Annotated in this window: 23 protein-coding genes and 1 tRNA gene; 9 read left to right on the top strand and 15 right to left on the bottom strand. The window is 57.6% G+C overall.

All coding sequences use genetic code 11. From position 1 onward, the window contains the following. Window positions 1–9 precede the first annotated feature (9 nt). On the bottom strand, window positions 10–840 hold the full coding sequence (locus tag C7J97_RS00590) for a zinc-binding dehydrogenase (protein WP_015537128.1): 831 nt from the start codon (window positions 838–840) through the stop codon (window positions 10–12). Next, window positions 837–2267: a BglG family transcription antiterminator gene (locus C7J97_RS14790; RefSeq protein WP_147232739.1), complete on the bottom strand. Its 1431-nt coding sequence runs from the start codon at window positions 2265–2267 to the stop codon at window positions 837–839. The genes C7J97_RS00590 and C7J97_RS14790 overlap by 4 nt, the downstream gene beginning before the upstream one ends. Between C7J97_RS14790 and C7J97_RS00575 the strand changes: the two genes are divergently transcribed. Together C7J97_RS00575 and C7J97_RS00570 are read left to right on the top strand one after the other, a co-directional pair. Further along, window positions 2233–3936: a PTS mannitol transporter subunit IICBA gene (locus tag C7J97_RS00575; RefSeq protein WP_113621646.1), complete on the top strand. Its 1704-nt coding sequence runs from the start codon at window positions 2233–2235 to the stop codon at window positions 3934–3936. The two genes, C7J97_RS14790 and C7J97_RS00575, sit on opposite strands and share 35 nt — an antisense overlap. A gap of 24 nt (window positions 3937–3960) precedes the next feature. Beyond that, window positions 3961–4215, top strand: a complete 255-nt coding sequence (locus C7J97_RS00570) for an HPr family phosphocarrier protein (RefSeq protein ID WP_113620615.1) — start codon at window positions 3961–3963, stop codon at window positions 4213–4215. Window positions 4216–4299: 84 nt separating this feature from the next. Here C7J97_RS00570 and C7J97_RS15135 read toward each other — a convergent pair whose 3' ends face one another. Then, a complete protein-coding gene (locus tag C7J97_RS15135; RefSeq protein WP_207657550.1) occupies window positions 4300–4476 on the bottom strand; it encodes a hypothetical protein in 177 nt (58 codons plus the stop codon). Between the two features lie 735 nt (window positions 4477–5211). Here C7J97_RS15135 and C7J97_RS00565 point away from each other — a divergent pair. Beyond that, the gene (locus C7J97_RS00565; RefSeq protein WP_113991726.1) at window positions 5212–5460 is read left to right on the top strand and encodes a DUF6061 family protein; all 249 of its coding nucleotides are present in this window, start codon (window positions 5212–5214) and stop codon (window positions 5458–5460) included. Window positions 5461–5868: 408 nt separating this feature from the next. Here the strand turns inward: C7J97_RS00565 and C7J97_RS00560 are convergent, their stop codons facing one another. From C7J97_RS00560 to C7J97_RS00520, 9 genes are all read right to left on the bottom strand, one after another. Further along, window positions 5869–6762 (bottom strand): YitT family protein, encoded by an 894-nt coding sequence (locus tag C7J97_RS00560; RefSeq protein ID WP_015565011.1) that lies wholly within the window; start codon window positions 6760–6762, stop codon window positions 5869–5871. A gap of 1 nt (window position 6763) precedes the next feature. Continuing rightward, window positions 6764–7390: an HAD family hydrolase gene (locus C7J97_RS00555; protein ID WP_113991725.1), complete on the bottom strand. Its 627-nt coding sequence runs from the start codon at window positions 7388–7390 to the stop codon at window positions 6764–6766. Window positions 7391–7471: 81 nt separating this feature from the next. Then, window positions 7472–8455 carry an SIS domain-containing protein gene (locus C7J97_RS00550; RefSeq protein ID WP_015565013.1) on the bottom strand — a complete coding sequence of 328 codons (984 nt, stop codon included), beginning with the start codon at window positions 8453–8455 and terminating at the stop codon, window positions 7472–7474. A gap of 87 nt (window positions 8456–8542) precedes the next feature. Beyond that, window positions 8543–9379, bottom strand: coding sequence for a PTS system mannose/fructose/sorbose family transporter subunit IID (locus C7J97_RS00545; protein WP_055186627.1), 837 nt, complete (start codon window positions 9377–9379; stop codon window positions 8543–8545). Between the two features lie 15 nt (window positions 9380–9394). Beyond that, on the bottom strand, window positions 9395–10204 hold the full coding sequence (locus C7J97_RS00540) for a PTS mannose/fructose/sorbose/N-acetylgalactosamine transporter subunit IIC (RefSeq protein ID WP_113991724.1): 810 nt from the start codon (window positions 10202–10204) through the stop codon (window positions 9395–9397). Window positions 10205–10235: 31 nt separating this feature from the next. Beyond that, the gene (locus tag C7J97_RS00535) at window positions 10236–10703 is read right to left on the bottom strand and encodes a PTS sugar transporter subunit IIB (protein WP_113991723.1); all 468 of its coding nucleotides are present in this window, start codon (window positions 10701–10703) and stop codon (window positions 10236–10238) included. Then, window positions 10700–11122, bottom strand: coding sequence for a PTS sugar transporter subunit IIA (locus tag C7J97_RS00530; RefSeq protein WP_181966900.1), 423 nt, complete (start codon window positions 11120–11122; stop codon window positions 10700–10702). Before C7J97_RS00530 ends, C7J97_RS00535 begins: the two co-directional genes overlap by 4 nt. Window positions 11123–11387: 265 nt before the next feature. Beyond that, window positions 11388–12116, bottom strand: a complete 729-nt coding sequence (locus tag C7J97_RS00525) for a GntR family transcriptional regulator (protein ID WP_113991721.1) — start codon at window positions 12114–12116, stop codon at window positions 11388–11390. A gap of 437 nt (window positions 12117–12553) precedes the next feature. Beyond that, window positions 12554–13369: a helix-turn-helix domain-containing protein gene (locus C7J97_RS00520; protein ID WP_113991720.1), complete on the bottom strand. Its 816-nt coding sequence runs from the start codon at window positions 13367–13369 to the stop codon at window positions 12554–12556. 452 nt (window positions 13370–13821) lie between these two features. Between C7J97_RS00520 and C7J97_RS00515 the strand changes: the two genes are divergently transcribed. The 5 genes from C7J97_RS00515 to C7J97_RS00495 all read left to right on the top strand — a co-directional run bounded on the left by C7J97_RS00515 (window position 13822) and on the right by C7J97_RS00495 (window position 18701). Continuing rightward, a complete protein-coding gene (locus C7J97_RS00515) occupies window positions 13822–14424 on the top strand; it encodes a CHC2 zinc finger domain-containing protein (protein ID WP_242983399.1) in 603 nt (200 codons plus the stop codon). A 73-nt stretch (window positions 14425–14497) separates the two neighbouring features. After that, complete coding sequence (locus tag C7J97_RS00510; protein ID WP_055187078.1) at window positions 14498–15814, top strand: DNA primase family protein; 1317 nt, start codon at window positions 14498–14500, stop codon at window positions 15812–15814. 190 nt (window positions 15815–16004) lie between these two features. Beyond that, the gene (gene mobV / locus C7J97_RS00505; protein ID WP_113991719.1) at window positions 16005–16979 is read left to right on the top strand and encodes a MobV family relaxase; all 975 of its coding nucleotides are present in this window, start codon (window positions 16005–16007) and stop codon (window positions 16977–16979) included. A gap of 24 nt (window positions 16980–17003) precedes the next feature. Continuing rightward, window positions 17004–17297: a helix-turn-helix domain-containing protein gene (locus tag C7J97_RS00500; protein WP_113991818.1), complete on the top strand. Its 294-nt coding sequence runs from the start codon at window positions 17004–17006 to the stop codon at window positions 17295–17297. 15 nt (window positions 17298–17312) lie between these two features. Further along, on the top strand, window positions 17313–18701 hold the full coding sequence (locus tag C7J97_RS00495; protein ID WP_113991718.1) for a site-specific integrase: 1389 nt from the start codon (window positions 17313–17315) through the stop codon (window positions 18699–18701). A gap of 150 nt (window positions 18702–18851) precedes the next feature. Here the strand turns inward: C7J97_RS00495 and C7J97_RS00490 are convergent. The 3 genes from C7J97_RS00490 to sdaAB form a co-directional block, all read right to left on the bottom strand. Beyond that, window positions 18852–18928: transfer RNA gene (locus tag C7J97_RS00490), tRNA-Arg, on the bottom strand. Between the two features lie 208 nt (window positions 18929–19136). Continuing rightward, a complete protein-coding gene (gene sdaAA / locus C7J97_RS00485) occupies window positions 19137–20012 on the bottom strand; it encodes an L-serine ammonia-lyase, iron-sulfur-dependent, subunit alpha (protein WP_113991717.1) in 876 nt (291 codons plus the stop codon). Window positions 20013–20015: 3 nt separating this feature from the next. Next, a complete protein-coding gene (sdaAB, locus tag C7J97_RS00480) occupies window positions 20016–20696 on the bottom strand; it encodes an L-serine ammonia-lyase, iron-sulfur-dependent subunit beta (RefSeq protein WP_006735266.1) in 681 nt (226 codons plus the stop codon). 255 nt (window positions 20697–20951) lie between these two features. Between sdaAB and tig the strand changes: the two genes are divergently transcribed. Beyond that, window positions 20952–22256 carry a trigger factor gene (gene tig, locus C7J97_RS00475; protein WP_006735262.1) on the top strand — a complete coding sequence of 435 codons (1305 nt, stop codon included), beginning with the start codon at window positions 20952–20954 and terminating at the stop codon, window positions 22254–22256. Window positions 22257–22277 lie beyond the last annotated feature (21 nt).

Genomic DNA, 22277 nt, shown 5'->3' with positions numbered 1-22277 from the left:
ACGTTCTGCTTAGTCCTCCGGGTTGAAGTTTGCCAGCAGATATTCCTCTGCTTCCGGGCACCACAGGCCGTTGTGGGCATCCACGATGTCAGCCAGTGCGGTATAGCGGGGGTCGTTGTCCTGTTCGCCCTTGGCACGCAGATCGGTCAGGGCGATGAGGGGCATGGTCAGGTGGGTGTAGATCAGCTTTTTGCCGCCGGGGATCTTGGGCAGGTTGAGGGTGGTCTCGGCAGCGGCGTTCAGACCGCCGATGTGGGTGACCATCACAGCCGGATCGATGCGCTTAGCGGCGGTCAGCTCCAGCGACTCGATCATGTCGGCGGTATTACCGCCGGTGGTGCCCATGACATGGGTAGAATTGTAGTGCACATCGTAGAAGTTCATCTTGGCGCTGAACTGCTTGTCGGTGGGGCCTGCAAAGAAGTTCAGGCAGCCGTCACGACCCAGCACAGCACTGGACAGCTCCACCACCGGCGCGATGGGGGCGTAGCAGAACACATCATCAAAGCCGGTACCGCCGGTCAGCTCCCGCAGCTCGGCAGCGGGGTCTGCCATGTTGGCGGTATTGACGAAGTACAGGTCGATGCCGTCCTTCTCCTTGACCTCCTTCGGGGGGAAGAGGGACTCCGCACGGGCCAGACGATCCTCGTTGATATCGGTGACCACCACCATGCCGGGGCGCACATCACGGTGCAGTGCGTAGGTCAGAGCACCCAGACCCATGGGGCCTGCACCGGCCAGAATCGCCAGCTTGCCACCCTTCTTGATGCCCATATCGTGATGGTACACACCCATCTTGGTGTGGTAGGCGGCGTTGAAAGCACCGATGGAGCAGCTCATAGGCTCGGCCAGAGAAGCCTCGTAGTAAGCACGGCGCGATCCGGTTCCAGCAGGGAAGGGCTGATGCACACCGCCGGGTAATCCAGTTCCAGCGGCACGGTGGAGATAATGAAGTCGATTTTTCTCCGACGCAGGTCGGCGGCGTTCAGCTCCCGCACCGAGCAGCACCCCTCCACCTGCAAAGAGGGAAACTCGTTTCCCAGCCGGGAAGTCAGAAAGCGGCTGGAGCCCATGCCCAGCGGACAGGCCACTACCACCCGAAGCCGCAGCCGGAACATGGCATTCTGTTCCAGCACTGCGCCAAAGTGCATGGCAAGGTAGGCCGCTTCGTCGTCCGAGATGGCGGGCAGGACGAATTGCTGCTGCACCGCATCACAGGCGGCGCGGGTGGCTTTCCACAGGCCGGGGTAGGCGGTGCGGATGGTGTCCAGCTGGGGGTTTTCGGTACGAATGTTCTGCTCCACCCGCAGCAGCATGGGGCGCAGGTGGCAGTACAGGTCATCCCGCAGGGAGGTGTAACCGGAAAGGTCTGTGTGCAGCGCCTTTTCCATTTCCCGGATAAGGGCGGCTTCCAGATTCCGCAGTTCCATCTCCTGCGCACTGCCCCAAGGATCCTCCGCACCCAGATAAGCAGCGAGATAAAGTTCCAGATACTGCGCTTCCTCAGGCGGCAGGGTCAGCCCGAAGGCGCGGTTCAGCGCCGCCACCAGCCGGGCAGCATGATTGCCCGCCGGGCGCAGCCCTCTGGGGGCGCTGCCCTTGTCGCCGCCCTGCCGCAGCTGCTGAATGGTCAGGGTGCAATGGATCGCCAGCGCCAGAAAGCCTGCATCCGGCAGATGGAGCTGCTCTTCCTGTTCAAACTGCTGCAAAACCGCCCAGACCTTTTCGGCCGTTTTTGTATCCAGCAGGGTCGAGAAGATCTCGTTTTCCGGCATCCGTCCGCAGAGCACCTCTGCCAGTTCCTTTTCCGGCATACTGCTGCGCAGCAGGGCAGACACCACCCTCCGGTAGGAAGAAGCATCCCCCTGCAGCCAGACCCCCACGCCGGGGCGGCGGAACATCTCCACCCGGTAGGGGTGTAGCTTAGTCTCAAGTTCATCCAAGTCTGCAGACAGCGTGCTTTCCGAAACGCCAAGCGCCCGTGCCAGTACCGCTGTTTTGCAGGGCTCCTGTTCGCTGAGCAGCCTTGTCAAAAGCTGCTGCCGCCGCTCTGCGCGGGAAAGTTCTTTCCTGTCGCCGCTGTTCAGCTGGGTGCGCAGTGCGTCTCGCCGCTCCGGCGCTTCATCCAGCAGCAGACCCTTGCCGGGATTTCGCACAAAATGCGCCCCGGCAGCCTGCATCCACTGCTCCACAGCGGGCAGCTCCCGCAGCACGGTGCGGCGGCTGACCCCGATGCTTTCAGCCAGCGCCGCCGTGGTGGGCTGCATCTGCGGCTCGGACTACACCATGCTGATGGGCGCCATGGTCATGGGCCCTCTGGCCGGCTGGGTCATCAAGCAGTTCGACAAGAAGGTGGAAGGCCATATCCCCGCCGGTTTCGAGATGCTGATCAACAACTTCTCCATCGGCATTCTGGGTATGTTGCTGGCCATCCTCGGCTACTACGTCATCGGCCCGTTCATGACTGCCATCCTCACCGTGCTGACCGCCGGTGTGGACTTCCTTGTGGCGCACAGCCTGCTGCCGCTGGTGTCCATCTTTATTGAGCCTGCCAAGGTATTGTTCCTGAACAACGCCATCAACCACGGCATCTTCAGCCCCATCGGTGCAAGCCAGGCCGCTGAGACCGGTCGTTCCATCATGTATATGCTGGAAGCCAACCCCGGTCCCGGTCTTGGTGTCCTGCTGGCCTACTGCTTCTTCTGCAAGGACGACACCACCCGCCAGTCCGCTCCCGGTGCTGTGATCATCCACCTGCTGGGCGGCATCCACGAGATCTACTTCCCCTACATCCTGATGAATCCCGTGATCATCATCGCCCCCATCGTGGGCAACTTCTGCGCCATCCTGTTCTACTCTATGACCGGTGCAGGTCTGTCCGGTCCTGCTTCTCCCGGTTCCATCATCGCCTACATGGCAATGGCTCCCCGGGATTCCATTCTCACCGTTCTGCTGGGCGTTGTCATCGCCGGTGCTGTTTCCTTTGTTCTGTCCTCGGTCATTTTGAAAGCGACCTCCGGTCACACCAAGAGCCTGACCGACGCCCAGAACGAAATGAAGGAGATGAAGGCACAGGCTAAGGGCGAGATTCCTGAGCCTACTGCCGTAAATGTCGGTCAGATCCGCAAGATCGTCTTTGCCTGCGATGCCGGTATGGGTTCCAGCGCCATGGGTGCTACCAAGTTCCACAACCGCATTAAGGCGGAGCGCCCCGACTTGACCGTGACCAACTCCAGCGTGGATACCATCCCCGCCGACGCGGACGTGGTGGTCTGCCAGCGCGTTCTGGCTGACCGTGCCGCCAAGTGCGCCCCGCAGGCACAGCTCATCACGCTGGACAACTTCCTTGCAGATCCGCATCTGGACGCATTGTACAATGCACTGACCTCCACTACCCCGGCACTGGATGCCAAGGCCGAAGCTGCCGCCAATGAGGAGATCGTATCCGACCTGCGCAATGCAGCCGTAGCCCCTCTGGCGGCTGCCGTGACCGAGGCTTCCAAAGCCAACGGTTCCGTGATGAAGATCCAGGCGGAGGACATCCAGCTGGGTCTGCCCTCCGTCACCAAGGAGGAGGCCATCCGTGCCGCCGGTGCGCTGCTGGCAAAGCGGGGCTATGTGGATGACAGTTACGCCGATGCCATGGTGGAGCGCGAAAAGCTGGTGAGCACCTACATGGGCATGGGCGTAGCCATTCCCCACGGCACCAGCCAGAAGAAGGGCACCGTTAAAAAGTCCGGCGTTGTCCTGCTGCAATATCCGCAGGGCGTGGACTTCGGCGATGAAAAAGCCTACCTCGTGTTCGGCATTGCCGGTGTCGGCAACGACCATCTTGACCTGCTGGGCAATGTCTGCGAGATCCTTGAAGACGAGGATGCGCTGGAACAGCTCAAGACCACTTCCGATATGAACTATGTGCTGGAGCACTTACAATAACGATTCCAAGAAGGAGAGATTTTTATGAAGAGCATCGATATCACCATTCAGGACAAAGAAGGCCTGCACGCCCGTCCCGCCGGTATCCTGAGCAAAGCTGCCAAAGGCTTTGAGAGCAAAGTCACTATGACTAAGAACGGCAAAGTCGCCGACATGAAGAAGATCTTTGCCGTAATGGGTCTGGCCGTGAAGTGCGGCGAGACCGTGACCATCGCCGCCGATGGCCTGGACGAGGATGCCGCCATCGAAGAATTGACCAAGCTGTGCAAGGACGCATGACTTCTCCCTCCGTCTATGACCGTTCTGCATAAATACTGCTGACGCAAAACCGCTCCGGGCAGAACGCTCGGAGCGGTTTTACTGTCAGTATGCGTTTTTCATCACCGTGTTTTCCAGAAAGCTGAAAAACACATCGTATTCATTTGGGGTCAGCATTTTGGGAGAACGCATGATCACAAGATCATGCCCGTGGTTTCCCACATGATAGGGTGGATGAGTGTGAGAATAGGGGTTTTCCAAAACCCTCTTGACGAATTTCACATACAGTAGTATTTTTTCTGTAAATCCCACCGTCTTTGTGGATTGGTTTGAAACCACCCACAAAATGTGGTCGTGTTCATTTTGAACACAGGCACAGAAAGTGGTTGGTTATCACCGTGAGACCCACCACTTCCGTGAGGAAAAGTCCACGAAAGAACTTACCGTCCCGCAACATACCCGATTCATTTTGCCGCTTACTTCACCCGACAAAATCATCGCTACGCTGCATGGGCGGTATTTTTCTTTTATGGTCACTTGTCGGGGCGGAGGCCCCTCCATCTTGCTAACGCAAGACCGTTCGGTCGCTCAAAAGCCCCACTGGGGCTTTTGTTGCTGCGCAAACGCGGCATTTTGCTTTCCGAAGAAACAAAAAATCCGAACCCTTCTCCTATTGAGAAAAGGTTCGGATTTTCATGGTTTGGTGCGATGGAAGGGACTCGAACCCCCGGCCTACTGATTCGTAGCGCACGCCGGGCGATTCCCTCAATTTTTGGAAGTTACGTTTTAGCGTCATTTCTTTGCGATACATCGCAGGTTTTGAGCTTCGAGTTTCTGCACCCTTTGTCCGATTTTGCAACGATTTGCACCCTTTGCACGTTTTGAAACCGTGCAAAAACCGTGCAGAAACCGTGCACTTACTCCCAGACAAACTAAAATCCACTTCATCCGACAACGACTTGACGGCATTGGTTCGAGTGACCGCACACCAAAAATCAAGTCTTGGAGGATACGACTATGACGAAATTGCTTTCCTGCCGCTACAACATGGACACCAACCGGGTGGAAGCCCGGTTCGAGGATGGCACCACTCTTGCCATCGACTGCGCCGCTGTGGAGGACGAATACGGCACCACCCCGGCACAGCGGGCAGAGCTGGACTGGTTGCTGTACAATAAGCCCTTGGAGTATGCACGGATGGTGCTGAGAGGGGAGATGGAGCACTATCTGTCGCTGGGTTGTGACCATAGCAGGCTGGAAGATTGAGCCTTAGAAAACGCGCGGCAAAAATGCTAATCGCGCGGCGCGCGTTTTTATCGCTGACTTTTATTCAGGCAACATTGCACGCGCGCATTCCAGCGTGCGATTCCACTTTTCCGAAATTCAATCGTATTACAGTTTATTTTTACAAGTTCCAACTTTCACGTCGCACCTTCCCACGCATGAAGAATGCACGCCCGTGCGATCTTTGTTCGCGGTTTATTCGCGGTCAGCCGGATTTATTCGCGCTTTGTTCGCGCGATTGCGCGTTTTCAGCGTAAATTCAGCGTAAACCATGCCAAGTCAGCGTATTTTCAGCGTAAATCCCGGGAAGTCAGCGTAAACAACCATTTACCATATATAATAATGCCCGCCCACCTGTGGAAAGCCACAGTGGGCGGGCATTCTGCGTTTTCAGATGGACTGGAACCCTTTGCCGATGATCTCGCTGGAGTTGACAATGGTCAGAAAGGCCTCCGGGTCCTCCCGGCGCAGGAAATCCCGCAGCAGCCCTGCCTGCCGCCGGGTCAGCGCCACCATAATCATGGTGCGGGGCTCGCCGGTGTACACGCCGGTGGCGTTCTGCTGGGTCGCTGTGCGTCCCAGTGTTTCCGTAACGAAATGCCGGATGGGCTCCGGCCTTGAGGTGATGACCGTACACACCTTGCGGAGATTCAGGCTCTCGATAGCTGTATCCACGATGGTGCTGCGCCCGATGAGTCCCAGCACGCAGTACATCCCGGTCTGCGGGCCGTAGAGGTAAGCCGCAAACAGCACTGTGCCGATATCGCTGAGCAGCAGAGCCCTGCCGATCTCCACCTTGATGTACTTGTGCAGGATCATCGCCACGATCTCGGTGCCGCCGGTGGATGCCCCGATGTTGAATACGATGCCGCTGGCAATGGCAGGCAGCGCCACCGCAAAGCACAGCTCCAGAAGAGTGTCATCCGTCAAAGGCTGCGACACGGGAAACATCTTTTCGCACATACTGGAATAAAAGCTGAGCATGAAGGAGGAGTACAGTGTCCAACCCATGGTCTTTATGCCCAGAAAGACGCAGCCCAGCACATCCAGCACCGCATTGGTGATCCACATAAAGGTGCTGACGCTCAGAGCCGGAAAGCAGGTGGCCAGAACGATGGAAAGACCGGTGGTGCCGCCAAATACAAAGTGGTTGGGCGCACAGTAAAAGTTCAGTGCTACTGCATAGATGATAAGTCCCAGATTCAGCAGCAGAAAAAAGCGTGCGCCGCTCCACAGCTGTGCTGGGGTCAGGTTTTTGCGCAGGCCGTTCTTGATCGCTTCCATCTCAGTCCAGATGCTCCTTTACATCCATCAGCTGGGTGATGATGCAGTCTGCGGCGGACTGGTCCAGCGGCTCGCCGTGGCGGGGCTTCAGTGCCAGAACCTTTAATCCTGCCGCCTTTGCGGAGGCGATACCCGTGGGAGAATCCTCCACCGCAATGGCCTTGTCTGCCGTCAGCCCCAGTGCATTCAGCGCCTTGAGATAGATGTCCGGTGCAGGCTTATGGGCGGCGCAGTCCTCGCCGCTGAAAGCAAAATCCACCATGGCTTTCAAGCCGCCCTCCGTGAGCATCTTCATGATATCCGGTGCTGCGCTGGAGGACGCCACCGCCACCTTCAGCCCGCAGCTGCGCAGCGCATTCATCAGCGGCTCTGCCTGCGGATCGGTAAGCTTGCCGTAGGGAGTGGGGCGAGCCTTGCGGTACTCCCGATAAGCCATCAGCATCTCCTGACGGCGCACAGGGTCGTTGGGAACAATGGCTTCCCAGATGGCTTTTTCGTTGGAGCCGATGAAGTTGCCCTCCGGGATGGGGATGCCGTTTTCCAGCAGAAAGTTTTTACGGCGGTTCTCGTAGTAATATTCCGTATCCGCCAGCACCCCATCCATATCAAAAATCACTGCTTCAATCATTCTTCATTTCCCTCTTCATCAAAAAAGGGGGAGGGGCAAGCCCCTCCCCCAAGCATGGGTCTATTGATCCCGGATGACCGCTTAGTACTCCAGCTTCCACATATAGCGGCGCAGGGTCAGCGGATGCTGACGAACGTAGGACAGCTCCTCAGCATAGACGCGGAACACAGCGGTGTGCATCAGCGGGTTGAAGTAGGTGATGACGCTGCTGTCCACAGCATTGCCCAGACCGTAATCCTTTGCATCCACAACGGTGGTCAGAGCATCGAAGCGGTGCAGGAAGGTCAGTGCGCGGGCATCCACGGGACGGGTCTTGCCGTCGTTCATCAGCAGGATGAAGGGCACGTCCTTGTCCACGATCTCGAAGGGGCCGTGGAAGAACTCGCCGCTGTGGAAGGAGCCGGAGTTGACCCACTGCATCTCCATCATCAGGCAGATGGAGGTGGAGTAAGCGACCTCCATGGAAGCGCCGCTGGACATGACGTAGACGACGGGAGCGTCCTTGTACTTCTCAGCGAACTCCTTGGCAGACTTGCGGGCAGAGTTGGCAGCGTTCTCGGCAGCCTCGAACACGTTGGTCAGGCCCTCGATCATCTTGTCGTACTTGTCAAAGCCCTCCACCTGCTGCAGGATCTCCACAGCCAGTGCCAGAACGTAGCCCATCTTTTCCAGCTTGGCGGCGTAGTTTGCCTCAAAGCCGTGGACGATGGTGTAGTCAGCTTCCTTGGTCAGGGCAGAACCGGCAGCGTGGGTAACGCTGACAACGGTTGCACCGGCGGCCTTTGCCACGCTGTTGGCCTTGACGGTCTCAGGGGTGCTGCCGCCCAGAGAAGCGGTGATGACCACAGTGGTATCGCCCAGCCAATCGGGGGTATCGTAGTTGAACTCGTTGGCGGTGTAGTGTGCTACACGCAGCTTCTTGCTGCAGTTTGCAAGGAAGTACTTTGCGGGGTACAGCTCTGCCTTGGAAGCACCGCAGCCAACAAAGGCCACGTTCTCCACGTTGTGCTTTGCCACGATGTCTGCCACGATGGACTTGACGTTTGCCAGATCAATGTTATACATAATGCAATCCTCCAAATTATTTTTCTTTTTGTTCTGATGAATCACAAATTACAGGCGTACGGATATCTATGTAAGCCGGAAACCCGGTTACACCAACAGACCAAGGGCGTTGATGGCAACACCGCCCACGATGCAGATGCCCAGCAGCCAGCCGGTCTTGACCTTTTTGCGGATCAGGGTGTACATCAGCATCACGATGCCAAGGTTCAGAAGGTTCGGCAGAATGCTGTTCAGCACATCCTGCAGCACCAGACCGGTGCTTGCGAAGGTAATGGGGGTAGTCAAACCCACCATGCTTGCCACCATGGCACCAATGACCATCAGGCCTACGATGCCGCAGACGTACATCAACTTGTCCATCATGCCGCCGTTGAGCTTGGTCAGGTACTTGCTGCCCATGGTGTAGCCCAGCTTACCGGCAAACCATGTGACCAGCACAGAGGGGACGATGGAGATGATCATAGCCAGAATGGGGCCCAGAACGCTGCCCTGCTGTGCCAGAGAGATGCCCAGACCAAAAGCGATCAGGCGGACAGTGCCCTGGAAGAAGGAGTCGCCCACGCCGGACAGGGGGCCCATCAGCGAGGTCTTGACGGCGTTGATGGTCTCCGGGTTGAAGTTCTCACGGTCGGCGGCGTACTGCTCCTCCATGGAAGCAGCCAGACCCAGCGTAAAGGCACTGGTCTGGGGGGTGCAGTTGTAGAACGCCATCTCACGCTCGTAGGCTTCCTTTTTGTGCGCCAGCTGCTCGGGGTCGTTCTCGTTGGGGTACAGCTCGTCCAGCGTGGGAGCGATGCCGTACAAAAAGCCCATGTTCATCTGACGTTCGTAGTTCCAGGAGGCCTGAATGTTCAGGGAACGCCACATAAACTGGAAGTATTTCTTGAAGTCGCTGCGCTTTGCAGTCTTGGTTGCGTTGCTCATTTCAGCTTCCTCCTATCAAAGATCGTCGTCATCTTCCAGCGGGTCGTAATCCGGGTTGGCAGCAGCTGCACCGGCAGCGGCTGCGGCGGGTGCGCCCTTGCCATACTTCAGACCGGTCAGGATCACAGCCAGAATTGCGGCGAAGATTGCCACAGCGGTAACATCCAGACCCAGATAGCCCACAAAGAAGAAGCCCAGCAGGAAGTAGACGGTCAGGTCGCGGTTGAGCATGGTGGACAGCAGCAGGGCAATACCGTAAGCGGTAAGGAACTTACTGCCGAGGTTCAGGCCATCGGTCAGCCATGCGGGGATGAAAGCCACGATCTTCTGCACCAGATCTGTGCCGAAGTAGACGGACAGGAAAATGGGGATGAAGTACATCAGGCTGTACAGCACTGTGCCCCAGACGATGTGCATACTCCATGCCTTGCGGAACTTGCCTTCTGCAATGGCGTGGTCGGCAACGTGGGTCAAGTTGGACAGGATGGTGCGCATCAGCACGCCCAGCATCTGGCCCAGAACAGCGATGGGGATGGCCAGCGCCAGTGCAGTCTCGGCAGAAGCATCGGTCAGGATGGCAAAAGCTGCGCAGATGATGGCAGCCATGTTCATGTCCGGGGGTGCGGCTGCGCCGATGTTCACGATGCCAAGGCTCATCAGCTCGATGGATGCGCCAAGGGTCAGGCCGGTCTGCAGATCACCCAGCAGCGCACCGACGATGGTGCAGGTGATGAGCGGACGCTCGAAGTTCATGCGGCCCAGAATGCGCGAGTCCAGAATACAGAACACGCCAACCAGACCCAGAAGCAATGCGGTAACAAACATGGGTCAAATCCTCCTTCTTATCTCCTTACGATCAGGTGTGATCGATGGGTACTACCTTAAAGGTGGGGGTCTGCTGGCTGTAGATCTTAATGCCCATATCCAGCAGCTTCTGGGTGTCTGCCTGCTCCTCCGGGGTCAGGAATACCGACTGGTCAAAGGCCTTGGAGCCGGGCTTATTTGCCACAGCGCCGTAGTTGATCTCTTTGATCTTGGGGTATGCCTGGCAGAACTTGAGCAGCGCAGCGGTGTTGCCGAAGATCATCATGATCTTCTCGTCCAGCTGCTCCACCTTTGGCATCTTGGCGATGGCCTTGTCCACCGTAAAGATGTTCACCCGGACACCGGCAGGCTTGCTTAGCAGCAGGGCGGACTTTTTCATCTCGTCGCTGGCAGCGTCATCGTCCACCACGATGATGCGCTGTGCGCCCACATGGCCGGTCCACGAGAATACCACCTGACCGTGCAGCAGGCGGTAGTCCAGACGTACTAATTTGATCATAGGTCATCCTCCTCATCTTGGGCTGCGTTTTTCAGCAGCAGGTTGCAATCAATGATCTGCGCCTTGGCATCTGCAATGCACTCGGCCAGTTCGTCCTGTGTCAGGGCTTCGTCGTTGGAAGCAAGGGTCAGCACCAGAGAAGCGTTCATGCCGCAGATCAGGTGCACCGCCGGATACTCCGGCAGCAGGGTCAGCATCTCGTTGTTCACGCTGCCGCCCATCACATCGGTCACGATGTACACAGCATCCTCTGCTGCAAAGCCATCCAGCAACCGGCGTGCCGCCACCGTGATAGGCTCGGTCTCATCCCGCAGGGTGGCAAGGGCATAAAGGTTCGGCAACTCACCAAGGATCATCTGCACGGTGTCCTTCATTCCGGCGGACAGCCCTCCGTGCGAAGCAAGAATGATTCGGTTCATACGCATCCACGACCTTTCTTGTGTTTCCTTCATCTCTTCGACGTCTGTATCATCCTATTCGTTATAGACGTCATAATCGTCATGTACATAGTACCACATTTTGCACAGACGTCAAGAGGTTTTTCTAAAAAAATCTTTACTTTGGTAAAGTGCACAAAGCATCTCCCCTATATTTTAGCAGTTTCACCAACAATTCTCCTTGGAACGACAAAAAGAGCGTCTTTTCCGGGTGGAAAAGACGCTCTTTTTGGACAGAATTCTGCCCTTAAAACTCAAACATATACCGGCTTCCAATGTAATACTGCCGCCCGATGCACAGCGGGTGGTCATATTGGTCATGGAAGTAGGCGTTCAGATACAGCAGCGGCTCGCCCAGCGAAAGGTTGAGCAGCTGTGCCTGTTCTGCTGTGGCTCGCACTGCCTCGATACGCTGGCGGGAGGTCGTTGCAGGGCGCAGCCCGGAGATGTGCTCAATGGCGTCAAACATGGAAACATCATTGAGGTTCTCGCTCATCAGGCTCTTATAAGGCTCGTAGGGCAGGAACAGGTTCTCCAGAAAAACCGGCTGACCATCGGCGGTGCGCAGACGCTGGATATAGATGAGCAAGGCTTCCGGGCCTACATGGAAGAAGGCTTCCTCATCCTTACGCACCGGCACGATCTGACGGTTCAGCAGCCGGGCACCCGGCACCATGCCGTTTTCTTTGCAGATCTCCGTAAAGCTGGCAGCACCTCTGCCGCTGGTAAACTTGCGATGGATGCGGGGCTTACTGACAAAGGTGCCCCGCCCCTGCATTTTGACCAGATACCCTTCGGCGCACAGTTCTTCCACGGCACGGCGCACCGTGATGCGGCTGACCGAATACTCCGCGCTCAGTTCCGGCTCCGGAGGGATCTTTTCGTTGGTTTTGTACTTGCCGCTCTCGATCGCGGCACGAATGTCATCCTTTACCTGCTGGTAAAGCGGGACGACAGCACTATCATTGATCGCCATGAAATACCTCACCCTCAAATTGAGTATATCGTTATAAACATTATATTCATCTTATGGCTATGATAGTGCATATTCCGCGAATTGTCAAGTAAAACTTGCAGTCAATTTTTTGTGCGAGGTAACGGATGCGCCCCGTGCTGCACAGGGCACCCCATTTTCCAGTGCCCTGCCGGGAAGAATCCAAAGAGCGGCGGAACGCTCGTTGGCACACGACTTTGCCTGCAAAGTCTAGTGTGTTACACCTTGGTTCCGGCTGATGCGGAAAAGGGGCTGCGAGAGGCTCCGGCAAGCACCTGTTCTGTGGCAGAAGGATGCGCGGATGGGCATGGCAGTTGACGATCTCCGCCCACCCAGCGCAGGCTTTCAGAGGAACCAATGGTGTACGTTCTCCTTCCTGCCGCAGCAGCGTTTTTCCCTATCTGGCGCAGAGCAAATGATCAGCGTCTGTGCTTGCCCCGGTTGCCTGCAAGTGTCCCCGGTTTCAGCATTGCCGTTTTATAAAGGATCTTCTTTATCAGCTTTCTTTCATCTTCTGTCAGCTTATCGTAGTTGATGCCGATCGCCTTCAATGCTGTTCGAATCTTCTTTTCATCCGCAGACCCTTCATGTTTCTGTGCATCCTCCAGTTCCTTCATCAGGTTGTCGATCATTGAACCATCCGAAGTGGTCTTGTCCTTGCGGTGTTCCGTCTTGATGTTCTTCAGGATGGCCACCAACTCATCGTACAAGACCCGGCCAAAGTACTCATCTTCATCGATCTGCCCCAGCTTCAAGGTGCTCATGTATAGATCGTTTTCATCTGCTGCATACTTCTTTTTCAGCATTTGCCGGGTCGCTTCCAGACCAGCATTGAGGTTTTGAATGTTTGCGCTGACATATCCGTCCACATAGATCTCCAGATCGGTCATGAACCTCTGAAAATTCTCATGCACGATCAGCTCACACAGCAGCCGATGATTGAATTTTCCATTCCTTAATACGTCCACTGCGCCATCGCTCAGATGCAAGTCCGAAAGGACTGCATCTGGGCGTTTTTTGTTTTCCGTCACCCCCAGCAGGTAGTCCGTGGTCACGCCATAGAACTCAGCCAGCGTTGTCACTGCATAAATGCTGAGATCGGTCACGTCGTCGCTCTCGTATTTCGACAGTGCCGATTTGGACAGACCCGTCTGCTCTGCCAGCGTTTCCAGCTTCAGATTCCGCTCCACACGCAGGTCTTTGAGCCGTTCTCCCAGTGTCAGCTTGATGTTCATGGTCGCACCTCCGATGTTTTTTGCACAGTATACCACTTCCGGCGGTTCCTGTCCATAAGCGTGGAATTTTGCAGTTTCTGCACCTGTTTTCCGACATTATGGATATACGGCACAGCGGCCATTGCGGTGCTATCCTATAGACAGAAAGAAAACATATTAACTCCCCGGCAGCGAACATATTAAGGGCTTCCCGCGAAAGCCCTCTGAAATATCTTTCATAACAGGACCTTGACAACAGAATGACCGTCCGAACTGCCCAGACCGCCAAGACCTCCCATCGGGGGAGCGAGCGCCCTGCATAGGGCCGACACAGAGTCCAAAAAGATTTCCTGTCGGGAGACAGCAAGGGAGACCGGCTTCACCGAAGTTCCCATTTTGGGGAACGCCGGTGACTTTGAACGTGGCAGGGATCAAATCGATCCGTGCCAGAGCCTTTGACCAAAGGAGAAATTTTGAGTTTATATCAAAAGATCAAGTCCGCCATCACCGTTCGGCAGGTGGGAGAGATGTACGGCATGGGACCCGACCGCCATGGCATGGTGTGCTGTCCGTTCCACTCCGACAACCACCCCAGTATGATGCTGAACGAATCCTACTATTATTGCTTCGCTTGCGGGGCCAATGGAGATGCCATCGACCTCACCGCCAAGCTGTTTGACCTGAACCCCCGGCAAGCCGCCGAGAAGCTGATACACGACTTCGGGCTTGACCCGGACAAGCCGCCCGCCAATGCCATCGCTCTGCTGCCGCCCAAGCGCGGCCTGACAGACGAGCAGTGGGCAGACATCGCCTACTGCCTGCGGGTGCTGACCGATTATCTCGACCTGTTGCACGACTGGCAGGAGCGCTACAAGCCCGCCACCCCGGAGGAACCGCATGACCCACGGTTTGAAGAAGCCCTCCACACGACCGAGACCATCGAGCACCTGACGGACTGCGTTGCATTTGGGACGCCCCAGCAGAAGGCCGCTGCCGCCACACAACTGCTGTCCGGGTCGTACCTGCTGATGCTGGAGGAGCGCACCGACCGCCTTGCTCAGGCAAAGTGCGCCTGACGATTGATTCACCTGAAGTGGTAGGTCTCACCGTGAGACCCGCCACTTCACTTTTCTAAAGGAGAACCACCCTATGAAGAAAAACATTTCCCGCAACCCCTTATGGCCGGACTGGTACAACGGCAAGAAAATTGACGAAGTCCAGTTTGGACGTGCCTTTCTGGAACAGTGGCCGCTGAAATGCGTCAACGGAACGCTGTACACGCTGGACGGACCGGTGGAGGACGAAAGTGAGATCAAGCAGCGCATCTTGGAGAACATCGAGGAATACGTCACCTCCGGCCTGTCCAAAAAGGTCACCAACATTCTGGAGACCATCAAGCTGCTGGCCTTTTCCGACCCGTTTCCCATCGAGCAGGACTGCATCCACCTCCAGAACGGCGTGTACCATCTGCCGGACGGCTCTTTTCAGGAGAGTCGGCTGTTCTGCCAGAACCGTCTGCCTGTGAGGTATGACCCGAAAGCTGCCAGCCCGGACCGTTGGCTGACCTTTCTGCACGAGCTGCTGGACGATGCTGACATTCCCACCTTGCAGGAATATCTGGGCTACTGCCTTATCCCCAGCACCAAGGGGCAGAAGATGATGCTCATTGTCGGCAAGGGCGGCGAGGGCAAGTCCCGCATCGGGCTGGTGCTGAAACGGCTCATGGGAGATGCCGCCAGCAATGGCAGCGTCCAGAAAGTGGAGAACAACCGCTTTGCCCGTGCCGATCTGGAACGCCGCCTGCTGATGATCGACGACGACATGGACATGAACGCCCTGCCCAAGACCAACTATATCAAGACCATTGTGACCGCCGAAGCCAAGCTGGACTTGGAGCGCAAGGGTGTCCAAAGCTACCAGCGGGACATTTACGCCCGGTTCCTCTGCTTTGGCAACGGTGCGCTGACTTCACTGTACGACCATTCGGACGGCTTCTTCCGCCGCCAGCTTATCCTGACCACCAAGGACAAGCCTGCCGACCGCACGGATGACCCCTTCCTTGTGGAGAAGATGTGCGCCGAGTTGGAAGGCATCCTGCTCTGGTGTCTGGAAGGGCTGCACCGGCTGGTGCAGAACGATTTCCGCTTCACGGTCAGCGAACGTGCCGCCGCCAACGTGGACACCATCAAGCGCAGCAGCAACAATGTCATCGACTTCATGGAATCCGAGGGCTATTTCCGCTTCAAGGCGGACTACTCCATCAGCTCCAAGGAGTTCTACGACATTTACAAGCAGTGGTGCGAGGACAACGCCTGTCACAGCGTGTCGGCCATCCGTTTCAGCGCAGAACTGCGCCAGAACGACCGCCGCTATAACCTTGAAGCCACCAACAACATCTACCTGCCCGGTGGCCGCAGGGTGCGGGGTTTCGTGGGCATCGAGCCGCTTGTCCACCCCTGCCCGTAAAAAGTGCATTTTTTACGGAAGAAGTTCGTACAACCTGTACGGTCTGTACTTGTACGCATCTGTACGGCAAATCGAAACAAATTAAAACGTGTCATCGTTTGTATTTTAGATTTCTGTACGCCGTACAGACCGTACGGGTTATTTGAAGTTCGTACAGATTTTTTGTACACCCAAAGAAGGAGCGTGATCTATGAAAGCCCAATACGGCATTTTAAGATTCAAAAAATACAAGGGGCCTGCCATCAGCCCCATCGAGGCCCATAACGAGCGCACCAAGGAGCAGTACGCCAGCAACCCGGATATCGACACGAGCCGGAGCCGCTACAACCTCCATCTGGTGCAGCCGCAGGGCAAATACCGGGAAGAAGCCGACCGCATGATAGCCGCCGCCCACTGCCGTGTCCGCAAGGACAGCGTGCGGGTGGTGGAGGCTCTCGTCACCGCCAGCCCGGAGTTCTTCAAGGATAAAAGCAACCGGGAGATCAGGGCGTACTTTGCGTACGCCTTGAAATTTTTGGAGGGCAGACAGCGTCCGGACACTTTTCTCTCTGCCGTTGTCCACATGGACGAGAAAACGCCCCACCTGCACCTCTGCTTTGTGCCCTTGACCGCAGACGGGCGGTTGAGTGCTAAGGAGATCATCGGCAACCGCAAGAACCTTGTGAAGTGGCAAGACGAGTTCTGGCAGCACATGGTCAAGCAGTACCCGGAACTGGAACGGGGTGAAAGCGCCAGTCAGACCGGGCGAGAGCACATCCCGCCCCGCATCTTCAAGGAGATGACCCAGCTGACCAAGCAGAAGGAGCAGTTGGACGCCCTGCTGGTGGGCATCAACCCCTTCAACGGCAAGAGCCGTGCGGCGGAGATCAGCAAGGTGCTGGACAGCTATATCCCCAACGTGGCACGGATGAAGGACCAGCTGCGGAAGTACAATGTAGCCTTCACCAAGACCGCCGCCGAAAACGAAAAGCTGAAAGAGAAGAACAAGACGCTCTCTGCCTCGCTGGACAAAGCGAAGGAGGGGAGCGTCTTGAAGCGTCTGGAGGATGCCAAGCTGCGACAGGACTATGAAGCCGCCCTGAAAACGCTGGACAGCATCCCGCCGGAGGTCATTCGATTTTATGAGAACCGCACGCAGGAGCCTGCGATGCACCATGATAAGTAAGGAGCAATGCCTATGTGTAATAAAATGTACGAGAATGTGAAATCTTTGGATTATACGAAAAAGTCCTTGCAGTCGGACTCTGATCCGACTACAATGGAGGTGGTCACTCGAACCAATGCCGTCAAGTCTCCGACCAACAGCCCTAAAGCCCCGACGCTGGTGTACACGGTAAAGGAGGTCGCACAGATGCTGGCCATCAGCCAGCGTGCCGCCTACAACCTGTGCAACAGCACCACCGAGTTCCGTGTCCTGCGGGCAGGCGGAAGCATCCGCATCCCGAAAGACAGCTTCGATGCGTGGCTCTACCGGGCAGCTTGATAAGGAGGCAAATCTATGGCATATATCACGAAACGCGGCAGCTCTTACAGCGTCCGCTACACCTATCAGGACGAGCACGGCAAGAGCTGCGACAAATGGGAGAGCTTTCCCACCAAGGAGGAGGCGGTGAAACGCCAGAAACAGATCGAGCATGAGCTGGCGACCGGCAATTTCCTGATCCCGTCCACCGTGACGGTGGCGGAGTTCCTGATGGACTGGCTGCCCAAGCAGTGCAGCAAGCACAAGTGGGCACCCAAGACCTACCAGTCCAATCTGGCGCTCATCCAGAACCTCATCATCCCTTATATCGGGGAGATGCAGATGCAGAAGCTGCGGCCCTACCACATCGAAGCCCTGTACGACACCCTGAGCAAGACCCCTTGCGGACAGTATGTGGGCGGCAAGCGGCGAGACCTCTCGCCCAAGCAGCAGAAGCGCACCCTCTCCGGCACTACCCTCCATGAAGTCCACCAACTGCTGCACAATTCCTTTCTGCTGGCGGTGGAGTGGGGCATCCTCATCAAAAGCCCCGTCCCGGTGGAAGCACCCAAAAAGACCACCCAAGAGCGCAGCATCTGGGAGGTGGACGAGATGCGGGCAGCGCTGGACAGCATGGAGGACCCCATCCTGCATCTGGCGGTGCACCTGACGCTGGTGGGTGCGCTGCGAGAAGGGGAGGTGGCAGGTCTGACCCCGGAGGACATCGACTTTGATGCCGCCAACGGCATGGGCACCTTCACCGTCAACCGTTCCATGCAGCGGGTGCAGAAGGACACGCTGGCACAGGTGGACAAGGGCTGCATCCTCCGCATCTTCCCGGACAAGCTGGAGGGCAGCAAGACCTCCCTCATCCTGAAGGACACCAAGACCGAGGCCTCCTGCCGCACCATCTTCATGACCGCCGCCCTGCGGGAGGAGCTGAAGCAGTGGCTGGAACGGCTGAAGCGGGAAGAAGCCCTCGACCCGGAGCGGTACCGCAACAGCGGGATGCTGCTGCGGCTGCCCAACGGTCTGGCGGTGGAGCCGGTGCTCATCCGCAAGAAGTTCCTGAAGTGGCAGGACGCACACCCGGAGTTCCCCCGCATCGTGTTCCACGGTCTGCGGCATTCCAGTGCCACCTACCAACTAATGATCTCCGGCGGCGACATCAAGGCGGTGCAGGGGACTACGGGACACGCCAGTGCGGATATGCTGGTGAACACCTACGCCCATATCCAGCAGTCCTCCCGTGTGGAGCTGGGCAAGAAGTTTGAAAGCGGCTTCTATGCCAAGCCCGACACCCCCAGCCCGCAGGCTGTACCCGCCGCAGGCGAACCCACCATCTCCATGACGGCTCTGCTGGAGTTGCTCAAGGATGCCGACCCGGAAATGAAGGCAAAGCTCCGCCTGGCCCTGCTCACCTGATGCAAAAAAGGGCACTGATTGCAATGCAATACAGCGCCCTACATCATCGGACATGGATAACACCGACCGTGCAAAAACCGTGCAGAAACCGTGCAACCATGGCTTACAAAACAAAAAAGCCATGAAATCTTTCGATTTCACGGCATTTTCTGGTGCGATGGAAGGGACTCGAACCCCCGGCCTACTGATTCGTAGTCAGTCACTCTATCCAGCTGAGCTACCAACGCATACGTTCCGTTCGGAACATGATGTATTTTATCACGAAGGGCGGGGTTTGTCAACAGCTTTTTTAAAATATTTTTATATTTTCCAAAAAAGAACGTCTTTTCTTTGATTTTACTGCGGCTTTTCTGTAATTCTTCTGCCGCATCGGCGCAAAAAGCGGCTTCTACGGCTGCTTTTTGCCCGCCGGGCGGGGGAGAGTGGGCGTGGCGCTCAGCCCTCCTGCGCCAGCTGACGGGCGATCTTTACACCGGTGGGAGTGGCGGCAAGGCCGCCCTGACCGGTCTCGCGCAGGTCGGGGGAGAGCAGACTGCCCACGCGGCCCATGGCGTCGATGACCTCGTCGCAGGGGATGGCGTAGTCCACCCCGGCCAGTGCCATGTTGGCGCAGGAGACCGCGTTCACCGCGCCCACCACGTTGCGCTTGATGCAGGGCACTTCCACCAGACCCGCCACGGGATCGCAGACCAGACCCAGCAGGTTGCCCAGTGCCATGGCGGCAGCAGCGGCGCACTGCTCCGGGGTGCCGCCCTTCAGGTTACACAGGGCGGCGGCAGCCATGGCGCTGGCTGCGCCTACCTCGGCCTGACAGCCGCCCTCTGCGCCCGCCAGCGTGGCGCGGGCGGCGATGACCTGCCCGAAGCCTGCCGCCACATACAGTGCGTCGCAGACGGCGTCCTCGTCTGCCTGCCCGGCGCGCGCCAGCGGCAGCAGCACCGCCGGCAGCACCCCGCAACTGCCCGCCGTGGGCGCGGCCACGATGCGCTTCATGCAGGCGTTGCACTCGGCGGTCTTCAGGGCTTCTGCCGTGACAGCGGCCAGATAATCATCGCCCAGCAGGCGCCCCTGCTGCCACGCCTGCTCCACCTTGGCGGCATCGCCGCCGGAAAGGCCGCTGCGGCTGCGCTGCACGGGGTCGTATTCCTGACTGGTGGCCTGCATCACCTGCCACAAATGCCGCATGGCGGCGCGGCTGTGCGCCTCGGTCAGGCGGCTCTCCTCCAAATCGCTGCGCAGCACCGCTTCTGCCAGCGTGATCTTCTGGCTGCGGGCGGCAGCCAGCATCTCTTCACAGGACAAAAATGCCATGGCTCATTCCTCCGTTTCTTCCGGCTCGTCCACGTTCAGGCAGGTCACCTTCAGCAGACCCGGCATCACCGCCAGCTGCCGCTCCAGCGCGTGGGGGATGTGGGAGTCGCATTCCAGCACCATCACCGCATAGCCGCCCGCAGCGGCGCGGAACACCTGCATGGACGCGATATTGATGCGCCGCAGTGCCAGCGCCATGGTCACCTCGGCAATGCAGCCGGGGGTGTCCTCGTTGTGGATGATGAGGGTGTTGCTGTCCCCGCCGAAATCCGCCGGGACGCCGTCAATTTCCGTGACGCGGATGCGTCCGCCGCCCACCGACGCCGCCTTGAGCGAAAGCTGCCGCCCGGTGCGGCTGGTCAGGGTGAGCACGGCGGTGTTGGGGTGGGCAGAGCGCAGCTCTACCGGGTGGATGCTGAACTGCATCCCCCGCTGCGCGGCCAGTGCAAAGCTGTCCGGCAGGCGGGGGTCGTCCGGGCGCAGGCCCAGCAGCCCCGCCACCAGTGCACGGTCGGTGCCGTGGCCTTTGCCGGTGGTGGCAAAGCTGCCGTACAGGCCAATGTCTGCCTGCGCCGGCACCTCGCCCAGAAGCTTTTGTGCAGTATAGCCGATCTTTGCCGCACCGGCGGTGTGGCTGGAGGAGGGTCCGATCATCACCGGGCCCAGAACATCAAATAATCGCATAGGGGACAGCCTTCCTTTCCTGAGGGTTTTCCCACTTTTGCGCGGCAGCTGCTGCCGCAAAACGCGCTTTTTTCCTGCTTGAATGGACTAAAATTGCCAAAACGGCACATTTTTATCAAGTTTATTATACCGCTTTTGCTGCACTTGTGCTATAATAACTTTATTAATGTTTGAAAATGTCCCCAAAATGGCGTTCTGGCTGCTGCCTTGCAGCGCCGCCCCGCCGCCAAGGGAACAACACGGAGGGTAGATCCTATGAAACTGGTAAGCGTGGAAACTCCTGAAAAGAGTGTCTGCAAAATGACCTTCAGCGCTACGGCTGAGGAACTGGAGGCCGCCTCCAATGCGGTCTATGAGCGCACCCGCGCCACTTATACCATCAAGGGCTTCCAGAAGGGCGAGGCCGACCGCGCACAGATCGAGGCTGACCGCGGCGAGCACACCTTCTGGTACGATGCCATCAACGACCTGATGGATCAGGATGTGCCTGCTTTGTACGAGGCTGCTTTGAAGGAACACGGCTTTGCGCCGGTGGATGATCCCAGCTACGATCTGGTAAGCGTGAAGAAGGACGAGGGCTTTGTGGCTACCGCCACCGTGGCGCTGCAGCCCGAGCTGAAGCTGACCAAGACCACCGGCTTTACCTCCCAGTGCGTCACCCCGGAGGTGACCGACAAGGAGATCGACACGGTGCTGGAGCGCCGCCGCAATTACGCCGCAGAGCTGGTGCCCCACAAGGGCCCCGCTGTAAAGGGCAATGTGGTGCACATGGACTTTGAGGGTCTTCTGGACGGTGTGGCCTTTAAGGGCGGCACGGCAAAGGACCAGTCGGTGCAGCTGGGCAGCGGCCGCATGATCCCCGGTTTCGAGGATGGCATTCTGGGCCACAAGGCAGGGGACGAGTTCGAGATCAACGTCACCTTCCCCAAGAACTACCCCAACAAGGAGCTGGCTGGCAAGCCTGCTGTGTTCAAGATCAAGCTGCATGACGTGTGCGTGCGTCAGCTGCCTGCCCTGAACAGCGACTTTGCCAAGAAGATGGGCAAGGAGACCATGGAGGAGTACCGCGCTTTCGTGAAGCAGCAGCTGTTCGACGGCCGCCACGGCGGTGCGCTGAACCACGCCAAGGACATGATCCTTGGTCAGCTGGCCGATGCCGCAGAGGGCGAGATCCCCAGCATTCTGGTGGAAAACGCCTACCAGCAGCAGATGCAGGTCATCCAGCAGCAGCTGCAGATGCAGCGCATGAGCCTGACCACCTATCTGAGCCAGATCCACGAGACCCGCGAGAGCTTTACTGCCAAGGTGCGTGCCGCCGCAGAGAAGAACACCCGCGCCCGCATGGCACTGCTGCAGATCGCACAGCAGGAGAACCTGCTGCCCACCGATGAGGAGATCGACAAGCAGCTGGCTGAGCGCGCTGAAAAGACTAAAAAGACGGTGGAAGAGATCAAGGCAGGCACCGACGTTGCCGCCCTGCGCCGCAACGAGGGCATCCGCAAGGCTGCCGATTGGGTCATCGACCACTCCACCATCGAGGAAAAGGTAGAGAGCAAGTAAGCTTAAGATACAAAAACAGCC

Origin of the sequence: Faecalibacterium prausnitzii (assembly GCF_003324185.1) — a bacterium.
GTDB lineage: Bacteria > Bacillota > Clostridia > Oscillospirales > Ruminococcaceae > Faecalibacterium > Faecalibacterium prausnitzii.
Note: the sequence above shows the minus strand (reverse complement) of the source record. Positions and strands in the feature narration are given on the sequence as shown.

Coding starts and splice junctions, on each gene's coding strand:
- C7J97_RS00530 (WP_181966900.1), bottom strand. CDS start 11,122: ATGAACCGAATCATTCTTGCTTCGCACGGAGGGCTGTCCGCCGGAATG.
- C7J97_RS00555 (WP_113991725.1), bottom strand. CDS start 7,390: ATGATTGAAGCAGTGATTTTTGATATGGATGGGGTGCTGGCGGATACG.
- C7J97_RS00525 (WP_113991721.1), bottom strand. CDS start 12,116: ATGGCGATCAATGATAGTGCTGTCGTCCCGCTTTACCAGCAGGTAAAG.
- C7J97_RS00590 (WP_015537128.1), bottom strand. CDS start 840: ATGAGCTGCTCCATCGGTGCTTTCAACGCCGCCTACCACACCAAGATG.
- sdaAB (WP_006735266.1), bottom strand. CDS start 20,696: ATGCGATTATTTGATGTTCTGGGCCCGGTGATGATCGGACCCTCCTCC.
- C7J97_RS00565 (WP_113991726.1), top strand. CDS start 5,212: ATGACGAAATTGCTTTCCTGCCGCTACAACATGGACACCAACCGGGTG.
- C7J97_RS00510 (WP_055187078.1), top strand. CDS start 14,498: ATGAAGAAAAACATTTCCCGCAACCCCTTATGGCCGGACTGGTACAAC.
- tig (WP_006735262.1), top strand. CDS start 20,952: ATGAAACTGGTAAGCGTGGAAACTCCTGAAAAGAGTGTCTGCAAAATG.
- C7J97_RS00575 (WP_113621646.1), top strand. CDS start 2,233: ATGCTTTCAGCCAGCGCCGCCGTGGTGGGCTGCATCTGCGGCTCGGAC.
- C7J97_RS00550 (WP_015565013.1), bottom strand. CDS start 8,455: ATGTATAACATTGATCTGGCAAACGTCAAGTCCATCGTGGCAGACATC.
- C7J97_RS00500 (WP_113991818.1), top strand. CDS start 17,004: ATGTACGAGAATGTGAAATCTTTGGATTATACGAAAAAGTCCTTGCAG.
- C7J97_RS00560 (WP_015565011.1), bottom strand. CDS start 6,762: ATGGAAGCGATCAAGAACGGCCTGCGCAAAAACCTGACCCCAGCACAG.
- C7J97_RS14790 (WP_147232739.1), bottom strand. CDS start 2,267: ATGCAGCCCACCACGGCGGCGCTGGCTGAAAGCATCGGGGTCAGCCGC.
- C7J97_RS00540 (WP_113991724.1), bottom strand. CDS start 10,204: ATGTTTGTTACCGCATTGCTTCTGGGTCTGGTTGGCGTGTTCTGTATT.
- C7J97_RS00520 (WP_113991720.1), bottom strand. CDS start 13,369: ATGAACATCAAGCTGACACTGGGAGAACGGCTCAAAGACCTGCGTGTG.
- C7J97_RS00535 (WP_113991723.1), bottom strand. CDS start 10,703: ATGATCAAATTAGTACGTCTGGACTACCGCCTGCTGCACGGTCAGGTG.
- mobV (WP_113991719.1), top strand. CDS start 16,005: ATGAAAGCCCAATACGGCATTTTAAGATTCAAAAAATACAAGGGGCCT.
- C7J97_RS00570 (WP_113620615.1), top strand. CDS start 3,961: ATGAAGAGCATCGATATCACCATTCAGGACAAAGAAGGCCTGCACGCC.
- sdaAA (WP_113991717.1), bottom strand. CDS start 20,012: ATGGCATTTTTGTCCTGTGAAGAGATGCTGGCTGCCGCCCGCAGCCAG.
- C7J97_RS00495 (WP_113991718.1), top strand. CDS start 17,313: ATGGCATATATCACGAAACGCGGCAGCTCTTACAGCGTCCGCTACACC.
- C7J97_RS00545 (WP_055186627.1), bottom strand. CDS start 9,379: ATGAGCAACGCAACCAAGACTGCAAAGCGCAGCGACTTCAAGAAATAC.